Here is a 17,391-nt window from a genome sequence, read left to right on the forward strand (position 1 = left end):
GAATCACCGCACCATCAGGAGACATGATGGCCACCCTGAAATCGGGCCCTCGCGCTGTCTCGCTCTACGCACTCGCCGGAATCCGGCTCTTCAACGGGGCCGCCGGACTGTTCGCACCGGACCTGCTCATCCGGCGCCTGGACCCCGAGCGTGAGCCGGCCAGTCCGGCGGCCGTGTACGCCTTCCGGCTCTTCGGGATCCGTACGATCCTGCTCGGCCTCGATCTGCTGACCAACCGTGACGAGCGGCTGCGGGAGGACCTGCGCGACGGTGTCCTGATCCACGCCAGTGACACCGCGACGGCGGCCACGCTGGGCCTGAGCGGCCGGCTTCCACCGCGTACCGCGGTACTGACGACGCTCATCTCGGCCGCCAACACCGTCCTGGCCGCCACCTCGCTCGCCAACTCGGCGAAGGCGAAGCGGAAGTGACCGCAGGACCCGGTGCCGTAGCCTCGTCCCCGCCCGAGACGGATTTCGAATACGTCGTCGTCGGCGCGGGGGCGGGAGGCGGACCGTTGGCCGCCAACCTCGCCGCCGCGGGCATGCGCACCCTGCTGCTCGACGCGGGAGGCGCCCCGGAGAACGACAACTACCTGGTGCCGGCCTTCCACACGGACGCCTCCGAGGACCCCGTCCAGTGCTGGAACTACTTCGTACGGCACTACGCCGACGAGGGGCAGCAACAGCGCGACAGCAAACTCGTCCAGGGCCGGGGCATCCTCTACCCGCGTGCCGGGACGGTCGGCGGCTGCACCGCGCACCACGCGCTGATCACCGTCTATCCGTACAACAGCGACTGGGACGCGATCGCGGAGGAGACCGGCGACGCGACGTGGCACAGCACCGCCATGCGCAGCTACTTCGAGCGGCTGGAACGCTGCACCTACCGGCCTAGGCCCAAGGAGCCGCCCGCCAACCCGCTGCTGGCCGCGCTGCTGAAGATCCTGCCCTTCACGGGCGCCCGCTACCGCAACGACGCCCGCCACGGATTCGACGGCTGGCTGCCGACCTCCCTCGCCGACCCCGAACTGGCCGTCCAGGACAAGCAGTTGCTGAAGGTCATCCTCTCGGCCGCCGAGGACTCGCTGGCCGACCTGCTGGATCGGCCCCTGTCCCCGCTGGAGGGGTTCGGCTCCTTCGTCGACCCCAACGACTGGCGGGCGCAGACGCGTGCCCTCCAGGGGCTGTGGCAGATCCCCCTCTCCACGGCGAACGGACGGCGCAGCGCCGCACGCGAGCGTGTCCAGGCCGTACAGCGAAGCCATCCGGGCAACCTGGTCGTCCGTACGAACGCCCTGGCGGCCCGGGTCGTACTGGACGGGAACGGAGCCGCGGCCGGTGTCGACTACCTGGACGAGGCACACGCCTACCGGGCCGACCCCGCCAGCCCGACGGACACCGGGCCACCGGTCCTGCGCAGGGTCCTCGCCTCCCGTGAGGTGATCCTGGCCGCGGGGGCCTTCAACACGCCCCAGCTGCTGATGCTTTCGGGCATCGGACCGCGCGCGGAGCTGCAACGCCACGACATCCCCGTACGGGTCGACCTCCAGGGGGTCGGGGCCCATCTCCAGGACCGGTACGAGGTCGGCGTGGTCAGCCGGATGGACAGAGAGTTCCCGGTCCTCAAGGACTGCGAATTCCACGCGCCGCGGCCCGGGACCGAACCGGACCCCTGCTACCGGGCCTGGCGTCGCGGCGAAGGTCTGTACACGACCAACGGCGCCGTCGTCGGTCTCACCCGCAAGTCCCGTCCGGAGCTGGACACACCCGACCTGTTCATCTTCGGCGGCCCCTTCGACTTCCGGGGCTACCGCCCCGGCTACTCGCTCGACCTGACACGACACCAGGACCGTTTCACCTGGGCGATCCTCAAGAGCCGCACCCACAACACCGGGGGCCGGGTGCGGCTGCGCTCCACCGACCCCCGTGACACCCCGCTGGTGAACTTCCACTACTTCGGCGAGGGCACGGACAAGGACGCCGCCGATCTCGAAGCCATGGCCGGTGCCGTCGAGTTCGTGCGGGCGATGAACCGCAGGGCCGGCTCCGTGATCCGCGAGGAGCTGTGGCCCGGCGAGGAGGTCGACGGCCGCGACGACGTCCGCCGTTTCGTGCAGGACGAGGCATGGGGCCACCACGCCTCCTGCACCTGCCGTATGGGACGGAGGGACGACCCCGCGGCCGTCGTCGACAGCGAGTTCCGGGTGCGTGGCGTGGACCGTCTGCGGATCGTCGACGCCTCGGTCTTCCCCCGCATTCCCGGATTCTTCGTCGCCGCCCCCATCTACATGATCAGCGAGAAGGCAAGCGACGTGATCCTCGAAACCGCCCAAGGAGTACCGCCATGAGCAAGCAACGACGCGCCGCACGAGGTTCCGCAGCCGGATACCGTACGTCACTGCCCTGGCGGATCGTCACCGCCGGCGCCGAGAAGGTCGACCGGCGCATCGGCTGGGACAGACTGCCCGTCATCCCCGGGCTGCTGACGCTCCTCGGGCTGCGCGTCAAGCTCCGGCAGGAGAACCTCCACGACACCGGCCGGCTGCCCTCGGTCGATCTGCCCGATCCCGCACCCCCCTCCGAAAGCCACCGGGTCAACCGGACCGCCGACGGCAGCCACAACGACCTCGACGAGCCCCGGATGGGCATGGCGGGCACCCGCTTCGGCCGGAACATCCCGCTGGACCGGATCGCCCCCACCGCACCCGAGGACGTCCTGTCCACGCCGAGCCCGCGCGAGGTCAGCCGCGCCCTGCTCACCCGCGACGAGCTCACCCCGGCCGAATCGGTCAACTCCCTGGTCGCCGCCTGGCTTCAGTTCATGGTCCGCGACTGGTTCAGCCACGGGACCAGCCCCACGGAACGCCCCTGGGAAGTGCCCCTCATGGACGACGACCCGTGGCCGGAACACCCCATGCGGATCATGCGGACACCGGACGACCCGACCCGCGACCCGCAGGCGCCCCCCGGAACCCCCGACACCCGAGTCAACGTGTCTTCCCACTGGTGGGACGCCTCGCAGATCTACGGGACGAACGAGACCGAGCAGCGCCAGATGCGCAGCGGCCAGTCGGGCAAACTGCACCTGTGGGACGACGAACAGTCCCCGTTCCCCTCGGACCCCGCCCGGGACCCCTCGCACATCCCCGGCTTCTGGCTGGGTCTGGCCATGATGCACGACCTGTTCGCCCGTGAGCACAACGCGATCTGCGATCACCTGCACGGCGCGTACCCGTCCTGGAACGACGAGGAACTCTTCCAGCGTGCCCGGCTCGTCAACGCCGCGCTCCTCGCCAAGATCCACACCGTGGAGTGGACACCGGCCGTGATCAGCCACCCCACCACCGTCAAGGCACTGCGCGCCAACTGGTGGGGCATCGCGGGCGAGCGCGTCCACAACCTCTTCGGCCGGATCAGCGACAGCGAGGTCCTCAGTGGCATCCCCGGCGGCGAACGGGACCACTACGGCGTCCCGTACTCCCTCACCGAGGAGTTCGTGGCCGTCTACCGCATGCACCCGCTCATCCGCGACGAGTGGCATCTGCGCTCCGCCGCCGACGACACGAGCCTGCGCCACTGCACCCTGCGCGACATCACCGGCCCCGGGGCGTTGAAGGTACTGGAGACCACCGAGATGGCCGATCTGCTCTACAGCTTCGGCACGCTCCATCCCGGACTGGTCACCCTGCACAACTTCCCCAGGTTCCTCCAGGAGTTCGAGCGCCCCGACGGACAACTCCAGGACCTCGCCGCCACCGACATCCTGCGCTCCCGGGAGCTGGGCGTCCCCCGCTACAACGAGTTCCGTCGGCTGCTACGGCTGAAGCCCGCGGCGAACTTCCTGGAACTGGCGGAGAACCGGGCGGTCGCGGAGCAGATCGAGCAGCTCTACGACGGTGACATCGAGAAGGTCGACCTCATGGTCGGGCTGTACGCGGAGAAACTGCCCGCCGGATTCGCCTTCAGCGACACGGCGTTCCGCATCTTCATCCTGATGGCCTCACGCCGGCTGAACAGCGACCGCTTCTTCACCGAGTACTACACCCCCGAGGTGTACTCCAAGGCCGGTATGGCCTGGATCGACGACAACAGCATGATCACGGTGCTGCTGCGCCACCACCCGGAGCTGCGTACGGCTCTCGCGGGGCTGACGAACGCCTTCGTACCGTGGCACACGCCCCCGGAAGGACGGTGACCTGAGATGGCAGCGACGGACAGGTCCCGCGAGGAACGGGAGCGCCAGGTCGCGGCGGCCGCCGCGCGGTACGACGAGACCGGCGACGAGCGGCGGTCGGTCGAGCGCCAGCAGGACGCCGGGGTCACCTTCCCGGATTCGCAGGAGGCGCTCGCGGCGCGCGCCGCCCGCCTGCTCGACCGGCACGCGGTGCCCGCCGCCATGGTGGTGGAGGCCGTCCGGGCGGAACCGCTGGCCGCGCCCGCCGCGTACGAACGCATCCTCGGCGTCTCCAAGGAACTCCAGGCGTGGAGCTTCCTGCCGCGCGGCGCCCGGGCGGCACGTACCATCGCCCGGATCTCGGTGCGGGAGAACGGCCGCGAGCTGCCCATCGGCACCGGCTTCCTGGTGTCGCCGAGCCTGCTGATGACCAACCATCACGTGCTGCCCGACGCGCACACCGCCCGGCAGTGCTTCGTGGAGTTCGACGCCCAGGTCACCGTCGACAACACCCCGCAGCCGGTGACACGGCTGGAACTCGACCCCGACGGGTTCTTCGTGGCGGACCCACGCCTCGACTTCGCTCTGGTACTGGTCGCCACCGGCCCCGACCCGCGGCCCCCGGGGGAGACCTTCGGCTGGAACCGGCTCAGCGCCCAGCTGGGCAAGCTGGTGATCGGTGAGCCGGTCAACGTCATCGGCCACCCCATGGGGCGCCTGAAGGAGATCGCCGTACGCGACAACATGCTCCAGGTGCGCCTCGACGACTTCCTCCACTACAAGACGGACACCGAGCCCGGAAACTCGGGCTCTCCCGTCTTCAACGACCAGTGGGAGGTCGTCGCCCTCCACCACAGCGGTGTGCCCAGGACCGATGGCCAGGGCCGCGTCCTGCGCCGTGACGGACAGGTCTGGGAGCCCGGTGACGGCGACGACGCCATCGACTGGCTGTCCAACGAGGGCGTACGCGTCAGTTCCATCCTGAAGCACCTGGCCGCGCTGCCCCTCGCCGCCCGGCAGCAGGCACTGCTGGCCGAGATGGGCCCGGAGTCCGGGCTGGGCCTCGCCGAGGCCGCCGTCGGTCCGGCGGCCGCCCCTCCCGTCGTCGCGGCGTCGAGCCCGGCCGTCGAGAAGGCGACCGCGCGTGCGGGCCTGCGCGCCCGGGACGGCGCGTTCGGCGGCCAACGGCATCTGGTCTTCCTGCACGGTCGCTCCCAGGAAGGCAAGGAGCCCGAGAAACTGCGCCGCGAATGGGCGGGCGGACTCAACCAGGGACTCGTCCGCGCCGGGCTCCCCCCGGTCGACCCGGCTGACGTCTGGTTCCCCTACTACGGAGACCGACTGGTGCAGGCCCTGACCGCGCACGAAGCCGTCCCCCACATCGTCGAGGCGCCGACCGCCACCGCGGCGGAGGTGGTCGCACCGGTCACCCCCGGCGCCCGCGCGGTGTACGAGGAGATCCTCGGCGAGGCGGCCACGAAGTGGTACATGCCCCACGAGAGCCAACTGGCCACCGAACGGATCGGCCTGGGCGATGTGGTCGGGGCGCTGCAGAGGCGGCTGAGCTGGCTGGCCGCCAGGAGCGACCTCGACGCGTGGGCCATAGCCCTGGTCTTCCGCGACGTGGCCGCCTACCTCGATGACCGGCGCATCCGGGACGAGGTCCTGGCTTGCGTCCTTGAGACCATGCCGGACTCGGGAGAAGTGGTGCTCGTCAGCCACAGCCTCGGCACGGTCGTCGGCCTGGATCTGGCCACCCGACTGCCCCCCGGAGTGAACGTCGTCCATCTGACCACGGCGGGCAGTCCCCTCGGCCTGGACAGCGTGTACAACAGGCTCCTTGTCGGCGGGCCCAAACGACCGGACATCGTGGCGGACTGGCTCAACGTCTGGTGCCCGACCGACGCGGTGGCCATCGGCTGCCCGCTGGGCGACGACTGGGCGGACGGCCTGTCCGACCTCGCGGTCGTCAACGCCCGCGACCGGGCACACAGCATCGCCGAGTACCTCGCCCACGCCGAGGTGGCCCGGTCGATCGGCAGTCGCCTTGCCGGCTGACCTCGCGTTGGTCGCCGCCCGCACCGGCCCCGGCGTCCGCCTCGACGCCGGCGTCGAGGCGGACGCGTCATCACGTGGGTTGGGACTTCCAGGAGCGGATCTGGCGGTGCGTGACGTGGGGTGCGCGGCCCCAGGAGGCGCCCTCGCCCGCCACGGACGCGGGCGGCGCAGGCTCACTGGCGTGGGCCACGCCCACGAGGACGGCCAGGACGGCGGCGACCTCCTCGTGGCTCGGGCGGCCGCGCAGTACGCGTATCCCGTCCGCGTCGCGGCTCGTCACAGCGGGGGGTTTCCGTGCTTGCGGGAGGGCAGGTCGGCGTGTTTGCGGCGCAGCATCGCCAGGGAACGGATCAACGCGGACCGGGTGTCGCGCGGGTCGATCACGTCGTCGACGAGCCCGCGCTCGGCGGCGTAGTAGGGGTGCATCAGCTCGGACCTGTACTCCTTGATCCGCTGTTGCCGGACCGCTTCCGGGTCGCCGGCCGCCGCGATCTCACGGCGGAAGATGACGCCGGCCGCGCCTTCCGCTCCCATGACCGCGATCTCGTTCGTCGGCCAGGCCAGGGAGAGGTCCGCGCCTATGGAGCGGGAGTCCATCACGATGTACGCGCCGCCGTACGCCTTGCGCAGGATGAGCTGAACGCGCGGAACCGTGGCGTTGCAGTACGCGTACAGCAGCTTCGCGCCGTGCCGGATGATGCCGCCGTGTTCCTGGTCGACTCCGGGCAGAAAGCCGGGGACGTCCACGAGCGTGGCCAGCGGGATGTTGAAGGCATCGCAGAGCTGGACGAATCGGGCGGCCTTCTCGGACGCCTTGATGTCCAGCACACCGGCGAACGTGGCGGGCTGGTTGGCCACGATCCCCACGACGTGGCCGTCGAGCCGGGCCAGGGCACACACGATGTTGGTGGCCCAGTCGGGGTGGATCTCGAACATCTCGCCGTCGTCGACGATCTCCTCGACGACCGCCCGCATGTCGTAGGCGCGGCCCGGATCGTGGGGTACCAGGTCCAGCAGGGCGTCGGTGCGCCGGTCGGCGGGGTCATCGCACGCCGCGACGGGGGCGAGTTCGCGGTTGTTGGCGGGCAGGAGCGACAGCAGGAACCGTACGTCCTCCAGGCAGGTGCTCTCGTCGTCGTAGGCGAAGTGCGCGACACCGGACGTGGTCGCGTGGACGTCGGCGCCGCCGAGACCGTTCTGCGTGATCTCCTCGCCGGTGACGGCCCGGACGACGTCGGGGCCGGTGATGAACATCTGTGAGGTCTCGCGGACCATGAAGACGAAGTCGGTCAGTGCGGGGGCGTAGGCGGCGCCACCCGCACAGGGGCCCAGCATGACGCTGATCTGCGGGATCACCCCGGAGGCGCGGGTGTTGCGCTGGAAGATGCCGCCGTAGCCGGCCAGTGCCGAGACGCCCTCCTGGATCCGGGCGCCGGCGCCGTCGTTCAGCGAGACAAGTGGGGCTCCGGCAGCCTCCGCCATGTCCATCAGCTTGTGGATCTTCTCGGCGTGCGCCTCGCCGAGCGCGCCCCCGAAGACGCGGAAGTCGTGGGCGTACACGAAGACGGTGCGGCCGTGCACGGTGCCCCAGCCGGTGACCACGCCGTCCGCGTGCGGTCGCCGGCGCTCCAGGCCGAAGCCGGTGGCCCGGTGCTTCCGTAGGGCCTCGACCTCGGTGAACGAGCCCTCGTCCAGGAGCAGGTCGACGCGTTCGTGGGCGGTCAGCTTGCCGCGGGCGTGCTGGCGTTCGGTGGCGGACGGGTCGGGTCCCTCCCGAGCGGACTCCTTGAGCTGATCGAGTTCGGTGAGCCGGTCGTGCAGGCTCGGTGGGCTCGTGGCGGTGTGCTCAGCAGTGCGCAGGGGCATGGGGTTCACTCTCTCCGCGGTGGGGTGGTGAGTTCGGGTGATCCGTGGGCCGGGGCCCCTCTTCGCCGCTTGCGGGCTCTGGGCCGGGTCCGGGCCCCGGCGTGGCGCTCCGTATGACGAGAGCGGGAAACGGTGTGCCGGCTCCGTTGACGGCACACGCCAGGACGTATCCGCGTGGTCCGGGCAGCACGCTGCCTGCCAGACGGTCGGTCCCGGGCAGCGGGGTCAGCGGCCGGGGCGACGCCGGTGGAGTGCCGGGCGGGGGTACTCCGACCGGACGGCGCAGGCCGCCTCCTCGCAGTCCCGTCCCGAGGGACTTGCCGGCCGCCTCCTTGCGCGTCCACAGGTCCAGCAGGCCCGCGGACCGCAGGGCCGGGGGCAGCGCGCGTACCCAGGCGGCCTCGTCCGCGGTGAACCACCGGCCGGCGAGCGCGAGCGCGTCCAGCGGCCGGACGGCTTCCACGTCCACGCCCACCCCGAGGGCCCCGGTACCTGGCCCGGCGACCGCCACGGTCACCAGACCCCGGGTGTGGCTCACGCCGACGAGCAGCCCCGAGGCGGCGCCGGACAACTCCGGGGCGCCGGACGCCGCCCGGCCCACGCGGACCTCGGCCGGGTGCGCCCCCACCGCTTCGGCCGCGGCACTACGCAGCAGTTCCCGGGCCTGGCCGCGCCGGTCGTGGTCGGCGTACCGCCACCAGACGGCGACCGTGCCGTCCTCGCTCCGTCGGCCGCCGGCCCCTCGGCTCTGCCGAACCATGCCCGTCACGGCTTGCCGGTCCGTGGCACTCGCCCCGGACCGCTCGACGGAACCTGCCGCGTCCCGGTCCGTGGCGGTCGCGCCGACTCGTCTCATGGTGTTCACGGCCGTATCGCCCGTGGCTTTCAGCCTGCTCGACCGCATGTCCCCGGCCCCCGTTCCCCCGTTTCCCGTCCCGCCTCAGACCTGTGAACCGGCCGGCATCCCCTCGGCGTACGCCTTGGCGTGCTCCAGGGTGATCCGGCTGTTGCCGCTCAGTGCGGTGCGGGCGAACTCCCGGGCGTCGGCCACGGTGGCGTCCACGCCGAGGATGCGCGGTACGGCATCGGGGCGGATCGCCACGGTGTGCCGCGAGGTCACCGCGACGCCGTCGGCCACGGCCGTGACCCGCCATTCGCCGGTGTGGGCGGTCATCAGCGGGGGCACGACGGTCTGCTTGTAGACGATCCGCTCGTCGGTGAGGCAGACCCGTACCGACTTGGTGGTGTGCATCGCGCCGTCGGCGGTGAGGGTGTCCATCTCCATGATCTGCACGCCCGGTTCGTCCTCCGTCAGGTCCATGCGGACGACGTGCGGCAGCCGGTCGGGCCACTGCCCGGCCCGGCGGAGGAAGCCGTGGATGTCGCTGATCGTGCCCTTGACGATCACGGTGTCCTCGAACGTCAGCACCAGCTCCGACCGGTCGGCCGCCTGCTCGGCCAGCGCCTTGAGATTCGCCAGCTCGGCGCGGCTGTTGCGGTCGGTGACCTCGGCGATCCAGGCGAGTTGCCCAGGGTCGTCGTCGACGGCCCGGTAGCTGTGCTCCAGGACGACCTCGGTCCCGCCCTCCGGAAGCCCGCGCAGGACCCACGCGCCGGACATGGCGGCGACCGGCGGCTGGGACACCTCCTGCCGGAAGGCGATGCGCAGGCCCTCGGGGTCCCGCCGGCGGCGCGAGGTCCACGACTTGACCTGGTCGCCCGCGACCGCCCAGATCCGGATGCGCTCGTCCGGCCCGTCCTCTTCGAGCTGTTCGACGTGCACGGTGGGCTGGAAGTTCACCGGCCAGGCGGTGGCATCCGCCAACAGGGCGTACACGGTCTCGGGCGCGGCCGCCACCGTGATGGTGTGCTGTACGTCGTTCATGGGGTCACCAGTCCTTGTCCGTCGCTGCCGTCAGTAGTTGCCGAGACCGCCGCACACGTTGAGCGCCTGTGCGGTGATGGAGGCGGCGGTGTCCGTCATCAGGTAGCCGACCAGGCCGGCCACCTCCTGCGGGGTGGAGTAGCGGCCGAGCGGGATCTTGGTCTCGAAGCGTTCGAGGACCTCCTGCTCGTCGCTGCCCCACAGCCGCGCGTAGTTGGCGCGGACCTGACGTGCCATGGGCGTCTCGACGTAGCCGGGGCAGACCGCGTTGACGGTGATGCCGGTCTTCGCCAGCTCCAGGCCCAGGGCCTTGGTGAAGCCGACGACGCCGTGCTTGGAGGCCGAGTACGGCGCTCCCAGGACGACGCCCTGCTTGCCGCCCGTGGACGCGATGTTGACGATCCGGCCGCGTGGCTTGTCGAGCATGCCGCCGGTGGTGAGTACCTCGCGCGTCACCAGGAAGACGCTGTTGAGGTTGGTGTCGATGACGTCGTACCAGGTCTCGTCGGTGAGGCCGGCGGTGACTCCGCCGCCGCTGCGTCCGGCGTTGTTGACGAGGCAGTCGACGGTGCCGTAGCGGCGCACCGCGGCTTCGACGAAGGCGTGCACCTCGTCCCGGGAGCGGACGTCACAACGCTGTCCGTCCACCTCGAGTCCGCGCTCGCGCAGGTCCTTGACGGTGACTGCCAGGTCCTCCTCGTGCCGTGCGCAGACGAAGACCTTCATGCCCTGCTGGGCCAGGCTCTCGGTGACCGCGAAGCCGATCCCGCTGGTGGCGCCGGTGACGATCACCACGTCGGCGTTGCCGTTCGCCATGCTGTGCTCTCCTTCGGCCGATGGGGAGTTGATCAGTGAGGGTGGGCGGGCCTTCCCGTCCGGGAGGCGGGAAGGCCCGCCGCTCAGGGGGCGCTGGTGATCGGTTCGTTGACCAGGTTCAGGAACTGGCGCGGGGTCTCGGCCTCGCCCAGGGCGTCCTCGGAGAGCGTGATCCCCACCTCGCGCTCGATCTGGCTGGCGGCCTCCAGCAGCGCCAGCGAGTCGTAGCCGAGCTCGGCGAACGGGGTGTCGAGGATGTCGCCGTCGAGGTTCACGCTCTCGTCCGCGCCGGCGCTCTCCCGGAGGATGCGGGTCAGGTCGGTCAGGGTCAGTTCATGTGCTGCCATGGGATGTCCTTGCCGTCGTGGTGTGCGGTCTCGTGGTGTCCGGACTCGTGGTGTCCGGACTCGTGGTGTCCGGACTCGTGGTGTCCGGACTCGGGGGTGGCGCGGGAGGCGACGGGTCAGTCGCCGCCGGGGGCGGGGCCCAGCACGACGGCGGCGTTGAAGCCGCCGTGGCCGCGGGCGAGCACCAGCGCGGTGCGCACGGTCATCTCGCGCGCCGTGTCCCGCACCAGGGCGATCGGGCAGTCCGGTGCCGGGTCGGGTACGCGCAGGGTCGGCGGGACGACGCCGTCGCGCATGGCCAGCAGCGCCGTCGCGACGTCGAGGGAGGCCGCGCCGGAGTACAGCCGGCCGGTCATGGTCTTGGGTGCGGTCACCGGCACGGCGTGCGGGCCGAACACGGCGGCCAGGGCCTCGGCCTCGGCACGGTCGAGGGAGCGCACACCGGCCGCGTCCGCGAAGACCACGTCGATGTCCGGCGCGGCCACCGAGGCGTCCGCCAGGGCGAGTTCGACGGCTCGGCGCAGGCCGGGCTCGCGTCCGGAGCCGGGCGCGGGGTCGAAGGTCGCCGCGTAGCCCGCGATCGTGCCGTGGATGTGGGCACCGCGGTCGCGGGCGCTCGTCTCGCTCTCCAGGACAAGGATGGCTCCGCCTTCGCCGGGCACGTGGCCGTCCGCGGAGATGTCGAAGGGCGCGTAGGCCCGCTCGGGGTCGGTGGTGCGGGTCAGGCGCCCGCTGGTGATCTGCGAGACCAGGCCCCAGGGGGCGAGGGAGGCGTCCACCCCGCCGGAGACGACGAGGCCGGTGCCCCTGCGCACGTGCCGCCGTGCGTGTCCGAGCGCGTCGAGTCCGCCGGCCTGATCGGTCACCAGGACCCCGCTGGGACCGCGCATGCCGTGCCGGATGGAGATCTGGCCGGTGTTGACGGCGTAGAACCAGGCGAACGACTGGTACGCGCTGACGTGTTCGGGTCCCTTGCTCCACAGTTTCTGAAGCTCGTGCTGCGCGAACTCGAAGCCGCCGGAGGCGCTGGCCGTGACCACGCCCATGCCGAACTCGGGCAGTGCGGCCGGGTCCACGGCCGCGTCGGCGAGTGCCCAGTCCGAGGCGGCCAGAGCCATCTGCGTCATCCGGTCGGTCTGCGGCAGGAGGCGGCTGGAGAGGTGGCCGGCCGCGTCGAAGTCCACGACCTCCCCGGCCAGCGGCGAGGGGTAGCCGCTCGCGTCGTAGCGGCTGATCCGGTCGATGCCGCTGACGCCCTTGAGCGTCGCGGTCCAGAACTCCTCCGTGCCCACGCCGTTCGGCGCGATCACGCCGATCCCGGTCACCACCGTGTTCGTCCTGTGGCCGCTCATGCGGCTGTCCTCTCGGCCGGACCGGTGGGGCGCGTCAGCAGCATGGCGCTCTGGAAGCCGCCGAAGCCGCTGCCCACGGTGAGCACGGTGTCCACGTCCTGTTCGCGGGCGACCAGGGGGACGTAGTCCAGGTCGCACTCCGGGTCGGGGGTGTGCAGGTTGGCGGTGGGCGGTACCACGCCGTGCTCGATCGCCAGCGCGCAGGCGGCGATCTCGATCGAGCCGATCGCCCCGAGCGAGTGCCCGATCATCGACTTGATGGAGCTGACGGGCACGTCGTACGCGTGCGGTCCGAGGCTGCGCTTGAAGGCGGCGGTCTCGTGCCGGTCGTTCTGCTTGGTGCCGGAGCCGTGTGCGTTGATGTACGCCACGTCCTCGGGGTTCAGGCGGGCCTCGTCCAGCGCGGTGGTGATGGCCTCGGCCATCTCCCGCCCGTCCGGCCGCAGTCCGGTCATGTGGAAGGCGTTGCAGCGGGAGGCGAACCCGGCTATCTCGGCGTAGACGTGGGCACCGCGCCGGCGGGCGTGCTCGTACTCCTCCAGCACGAAGACGGCCGCCCCTTCGCCGAGCACGAAGCCGTTGCGGCTCCTGTCGAACGGGCGGGAGGCGTGCGCGGCGTCGTCGTTGCGGGCCGTGGTAGCCCTGATGGCGTCGAAACACGCGACCGCGATCGGTGAGATCGGGGCGTCGGTGGCGCCGGCGACCATGATGTCCACTCCGCCCTCGGCGATCACGTCGCGGGCGTAGCCGACCGCGTCCAGGCCCGAGGTGCAGCCGGCCGAGACGACCGCGGCCGGGCCCTCGGCGCCGACCGCCATGGCGACCTCGGCGGCGATGCTGCTCGGCACGAAGTGCCCGTACAGGTGCGGGACGCCGTAGGAGTGGTCGACGAGCCACTTGCGGCCGCTGTCGCTGAGGACGACGTACTCCTCCTCCAGACCCATGGTGGCGCCGACGGCGCTGCCCACGGTCACCCCGATCCGTGCGGGGTCCGGGGTGCCGAAGTCCAGGCCGCTGTCGTGCACCGCTTCCCTGGCCGCGACGACCGCGAACTGGGTCGCCCGGTCCATGCGGCGGATCTCGCGGTGGGTCAGGCCCTGGTGTGCGGGATCGAACGCGCACTCCGCCGCGATCTGGGAGCGGAAGGGCGCGGGGTCGAAGAAGGTGATGCGTCCGGTCGCGGTGCGGCCGGAGGTGATGAGGTCCCAGAACGCCTTGGTGCCCGTCCCGCCGGGCGCGATGACGCCCATGCCGGTGATCACCACCCGCCGGGGAGGCGTGGGCGCCGAGCGCTCCGCCGCCGGTGTCGATGTGCGGCTGCGCCGCGTGGCCGCTGTGTGCCGGCGGCCGTCCGCGGCGCCGTCGTGGCCGGTCGCGCAGTTCCCCGCGTCCTTGCGGGACGCGGCCGAACCGCTGCGGACTTCGCCCGTCCCGCTGGGTGCCGGAGGCTGTGCGCGGCGGTCGGCCCGAGCAGGGTCCGTCGCTGACATGTCGGTTGCCTTTCGTGGAGTCCTCGCCTTGCCGCGGCCGAACCTTTCGGCCGTGGCTCAAGAACGACTCAAGGTCCGCGTAAGGGGGACGCCCGGCCGGACCGGCCTGGGCGCGCGAACTGGGGCGGGGCGGCCTTGACCGGTCTTCGAGCCGTCCTTGAGCGGAACTGGAGAGTGTCCGAATCCGCCCACGAGAAGCGGCACCACCGACGCGATGTGAGGGTTTCCTTGAGCACGCACACGGCACGCACCCAGCCGGGATCCGAAGCGAAGAGCTCCGTCGTCAACACCGTCGTCATCGACGTCCCGGCCGACCGGGTCTGGCATGCCTGCACCGACGTCGAGCGCTGGCCGAGCATCTTCCCCACCACCCGCCGGGTGAGCCGGACCGAGGTCGGCGCCCACGAGGTGGTGATGGACATGACGGTGGCGAACGAACTGGGAGTCAACGACGTCCGCTCGCACCGCTGGTACCGGCCCGATGAGTTCCGTATCGACTTCCGCATGGTGACACTGCCGTCGGCCATCGCCGCGATGGAAGGCAGCTGGACCGTCGAACCGACGGACGGCGGGGCCAGGCTGGCCATCGAGCATGTCTTCGTGCCACGGCAGGACGCGGCGGCGGACGCGGCGGCGGACGCGGCGGGGCTGCGCGAGACGCTCTTCCGCACCACCGAGAACGTCCTGGCCGCGCTGAAGGAGTGGCTGGAGGCGGGCCGGGATCTGGCCGGGGACGACAGCCTGCGCGACGCATGGGGTCCGCGGACGGCCGGGAACGGCATCTCGGCCGCGACGTTCGAGAACTGCGAGCTGTTCTTCAGCCGCCTGGGCCTGGCGAGCCTCGACTGGGGCGACATCACCATGGTGCTCAAGGACCTGCGCAAGGAGAGCACGCACGAGGACTGGGCCGACTGGCACCGCAGGTGGTCCGCGCTCGGCGTGCACCACGAGAGGCGCGCGGCCGAGGCGCTGGAGGCAGGCCACCTGGAGACGTTCCGTACCGCCAACCGCAAGGCCGCCGCCTGTCACCACTACGCGGAGTTCTTCTACTTCGACGACGCGCGGGCCAAGCTCGACAGCCGCGACCGTGTCACCGAGATCTTCGAGCGGGGTATCCCGCATCTGGGCGAGAGGGTCACCGCGCTGGACGTCACCTGTGACGGGCTGGCCGTTCCCGGCTACCTCATGCGGCCGCCCGGCGAGGGCCCGTGGCCGACCGTCGTGCTGGTCAACGGCCTCGACTCGGCCAAGGAGGTCGAACTGTACGCCTTCGCGCGCGAGTTCATCGCGCGGGGCATGGCGGCGGTCGTCTTCGACGGGCCGGGGCAGGGCGTGCACATCGGCAGGGTTCCGATGGCGGTCGACTTCGAGCGCGTGGTCTCCGCGGTGCTGGCGGAGGCGGTACGGCGTCCCGAGGTCGACGCCGACCGGGTCGGCATCTTCGGGGTGAGCTTCGGTGGCTACCTCGCCGCGCGCTGTGCCGCCCTGGTGCCGGGCTTCAAGGCGTGCGTCAATCTGTCCGGCGGTTTCGACTTCGACAACTACCGCGACGTCAACGTGATGGTGCGCGAGGACTTCCGGTTCGTCTTCGGCCAGGCCGACGACGACGCCATGGAGGAGCTGGCCCGGACCAGCCTGAACCTGCGAGGCGTGCCGCCGCTGACCGTTCCGCTGCTCGCCATCCACGGCGAGCTCGACACGATCATTCCCATCGACTCGTGCGAACGGATGCTGGACTGGGCGGCCGGGGAGACCGAACTGATCCGCTACCCCGGTGAACGCCACGTCGCCACCAACTACTTCGGCGACTTCATCCCGCGCTTCGGCGACTGGATGGCCGACCGCCTCGGGGCCGAGGCGCGCTGACGGCCGCCACGCGCGGCGCGTACCGTCCCGTACTCGGTTGACATACATAGCTTGCTATGGACTAATCGAGGCAGTGATGTCGCGCCGGAGGTGGACCATGACCACGAAGCCCGAAGGCGTCTCCAGCCCGCCGACCGCGCGGCTGCCCCGGGAGGAATCGCTGGGATACCAGGTCAACCATCTGGCGCGGCTTCTGGAACGGGCGCTGCGGCTGCGCATCGAGGAGCACGGGGTCGTGCCCGGGCAGTTCGCCCAGCTGCTCGCGCTGTACGAGCAGGAGGGGCTCACACAGCGGGAGCTGTGCGAGCGCGTCCAGATCGAGCAGCCGACGATGGCCAACACCTTGCAGCGCATGGAGCGCGACGGGCTGATCCGCCGGGTGCCCGACCCACAGGACAGGCGCCAGGCGAAGGTCCTGCTCAGCGATCGCGCCCGCGAACTCCAGGCACCGCTGGTCGCCGCCGCCCACGAGGTCAACGGCGCGGCGACCCGCGGCCTGGACCCCTCGGAGACCGCCCTGCTGCTGCGCCTGATCGCGTGCGCCATCGAGAACCTGGAGTCGATGGGGCGCCCCTGAGACCAAGACCTCAACCCAGGACGGGGAGAAGTCCATGAAATCCCGAGTGCACGCCGTTGCCGGGGTTCTCGCACTGACACTCATCGGTTCGTTCTTCGTCGCGTCCGTCGTGGTCGAGGTCTTCGGCGACCACACAGCCGTCAAGGCCGTCAAGACGGCCATCGCCTTCGCCCTGCTGGCTCTCGTGCCCTGCATGGCGATCACCGGGGGCACCGGGCGGTCCCTGAGCGCGTCGCGGTCACGTGCCCCGCTCATCCGGCGCAAGCAGCGCCGTACGGCGGTGGCCGCCGCCATCGGGCTGCTGGTCCTCGTGCCGTGCGCCGTCGCCCTCCAGCGACTCGCCGCCGACGGCGACTTCGGCACCGCGTTCGCGGTGGTCCAGGCCGTCGAACTCGTCGGCGGCGCGGTCAACATCACCCTGCTCAGTCTCAACGTACGCGACGGCCGGCTGCTGACCGCGGCCTCCCGCAGGCGTGGGAAACACGCCGCGACCGTCACCGCACAGACGTAACCGACGCGGCCGCGGCCGACGCGGCCGTACCCGATCCGGAAGGGCCCGCCCATGTCGATCGCGGGAAAGAGCGCACTCATCACCGGTGCCGGCGAAGGGATCGGATGGTCCATCGCCAGGGCCCTCGTGGCCGCCGGCGCGCGCGTCGTCATCACCGCTCGCCGGGAAGGACCGCTGAAGGAGGCGGCCGACCGGCTCGGACCGGCGGCCTCCTGGGTGGCCGGCGACATCGCCGACGAGGCGACCGTGCAGGCCGCCGTCGCGCACACCGTCGCCCACCACGGCGGCCTGGACCTGGTCGTCTGCAACGCCGGCATCCTCATCCCCGGGACCCTCACCGGCCAGGACATGGCCGACGTGGACCGGGTGATCGGCGTCAACCTGCGGGGAACCATCGCCCTGATGCGCGCCGCCGCGCCCGCTATGGCCGGCCGCGACAGCGCCTCC

Annotated in this window: 16 protein-coding genes; 8 read left to right on the forward strand and 8 right to left on the reverse strand. The window is 71.3% G+C overall.

Going from position 1 to position 17,391, the window contains the following annotated elements:
- The first annotated feature begins 26 nt into the window (after positions 1–26).
- The 4 genes from ACFU95_RS29770 to ACFU95_RS29785 are packed head-to-tail and all read left to right on the forward strand — an operon-like array spanning position 27 to position 6,234.
- On the forward strand, positions 27–431 hold the full coding sequence (locus ACFU95_RS29770; protein ID WP_383833371.1) for a hypothetical protein: 405 nt from the start codon (positions 27–29) through the stop codon (positions 429–431).
- Complete coding sequence (locus tag ACFU95_RS29775) at positions 428–2,350, forward strand: GMC family oxidoreductase (protein ID WP_383833374.1); 1,923 nt, start codon at positions 428–430, stop codon at positions 2,348–2,350. Before ACFU95_RS29770 ends, ACFU95_RS29775 begins: the two co-directional genes overlap by 4 nt.
- Entirely contained in the window at positions 2,347–4,197 is a 1,851-nt protein-coding gene (locus ACFU95_RS29780) for a peroxidase family protein (RefSeq protein ID WP_383833377.1), read from the forward strand. Before ACFU95_RS29775 ends, ACFU95_RS29780 begins: the two co-directional genes overlap by 4 nt.
- A 6-nt stretch (positions 4,198–4,203) precedes the next feature.
- The gene (locus ACFU95_RS29785; protein ID WP_383833380.1) at positions 4,204–6,234 is read left to right on the forward strand and encodes a trypsin-like serine peptidase; all 2,031 of its coding nucleotides are present in this window, start codon (positions 4,204–4,206) and stop codon (positions 6,232–6,234) included.
- A 70-nt stretch (positions 6,235–6,304) separates the two neighbouring features.
- Here ACFU95_RS29785 and ACFU95_RS29790 read toward each other — a convergent pair whose 3' ends face one another.
- The 8 genes from ACFU95_RS29790 to ACFU95_RS29825 form a co-directional block, all read right to left on the reverse strand.
- Positions 6,305–6,514 carry an acyl-CoA carboxylase subunit epsilon gene (locus ACFU95_RS29790; protein ID WP_383833383.1) on the reverse strand — a complete coding sequence of 70 codons (210 nt, stop codon included), beginning with the start codon at positions 6,512–6,514 and terminating at the stop codon, positions 6,305–6,307.
- Entirely contained in the window at positions 6,511–8,100 is a 1,590-nt protein-coding gene (locus ACFU95_RS29795) for an acyl-CoA carboxylase subunit beta (protein WP_383833386.1), read from the reverse strand. Before ACFU95_RS29795 ends, ACFU95_RS29790 begins: the two co-directional genes overlap by 4 nt.
- A complete protein-coding gene (locus ACFU95_RS29800) occupies positions 8,081–8,956 on the reverse strand; it encodes a 4'-phosphopantetheinyl transferase family protein (RefSeq protein ID WP_383833389.1) in 876 nt (291 codons plus the stop codon). The genes ACFU95_RS29795 and ACFU95_RS29800 overlap by 20 nt, the downstream gene beginning before the upstream one ends.
- Positions 8,957–9,040: 84 nt before the next feature.
- Positions 9,041–9,985: an aromatase/cyclase gene (locus tag ACFU95_RS29805; RefSeq protein WP_383833392.1), complete on the reverse strand. Its 945-nt coding sequence runs from the start codon at positions 9,983–9,985 to the stop codon at positions 9,041–9,043.
- Between the two features lie 30 nt (positions 9,986–10,015).
- Positions 10,016–10,801, reverse strand: a complete 786-nt coding sequence (locus ACFU95_RS29810) for an SDR family NAD(P)-dependent oxidoreductase (protein WP_383833395.1) — start codon at positions 10,799–10,801, stop codon at positions 10,016–10,018.
- Positions 10,802–10,884: 83 nt separating this feature from the next.
- Positions 10,885–11,148 carry an acyl carrier protein gene (locus ACFU95_RS29815; RefSeq protein WP_383833398.1) on the reverse strand — a complete coding sequence of 88 codons (264 nt, stop codon included), beginning with the start codon at positions 11,146–11,148 and terminating at the stop codon, positions 10,885–10,887.
- Between the two features lie 116 nt (positions 11,149–11,264).
- Positions 11,265–12,500: a ketosynthase chain-length factor gene (locus ACFU95_RS29820; protein WP_383833401.1), complete on the reverse strand. Its 1,236-nt coding sequence runs from the start codon at positions 12,498–12,500 to the stop codon at positions 11,265–11,267.
- Positions 12,497–13,990 carry a beta-ketoacyl-[acyl-carrier-protein] synthase family protein gene (locus ACFU95_RS29825; protein ID WP_383833404.1) on the reverse strand — a complete coding sequence of 498 codons (1,494 nt, stop codon included), beginning with the start codon at positions 13,988–13,990 and terminating at the stop codon, positions 12,497–12,499. Before ACFU95_RS29825 ends, ACFU95_RS29820 begins: the two co-directional genes overlap by 4 nt.
- Positions 13,991–14,218: 228 nt before the next feature.
- Here ACFU95_RS29825 and ACFU95_RS29830 point away from each other — a divergent pair, with 228 nt between their 5' ends.
- The 4 genes from ACFU95_RS29830 to ACFU95_RS29845 form a co-directional block, all read left to right on the forward strand.
- Entirely contained in the window at positions 14,219–15,856 is a 1,638-nt protein-coding gene (locus ACFU95_RS29830; RefSeq protein ID WP_383833407.1) for an alpha/beta hydrolase, read from the forward strand.
- Positions 15,857–15,953: 97 nt separating this feature from the next.
- Positions 15,954–16,433, forward strand: coding sequence for a MarR family winged helix-turn-helix transcriptional regulator (locus ACFU95_RS29835; RefSeq protein WP_383833410.1), 480 nt, complete (start codon positions 15,954–15,956; stop codon positions 16,431–16,433).
- A 34-nt stretch (positions 16,434–16,467) separates the two neighbouring features.
- Positions 16,468–16,944: a hypothetical protein gene (locus ACFU95_RS29840; RefSeq protein ID WP_383833413.1), complete on the forward strand. Its 477-nt coding sequence runs from the start codon at positions 16,468–16,470 to the stop codon at positions 16,942–16,944.
- Between the two features lie 51 nt (positions 16,945–16,995).
- The coding region (locus ACFU95_RS29845; RefSeq protein WP_383833416.1) for an SDR family oxidoreductase at positions 16,996–17,391 on the forward strand (396 nt) is incomplete at its 3' end.

Origin of the sequence: Streptomyces sp. NPDC057623, from assembly GCF_042800355.1 — a bacterium.
Lineage (GTDB): Bacteria > Actinomycetota > Actinomycetes > Streptomycetales > Streptomycetaceae > Streptomyces.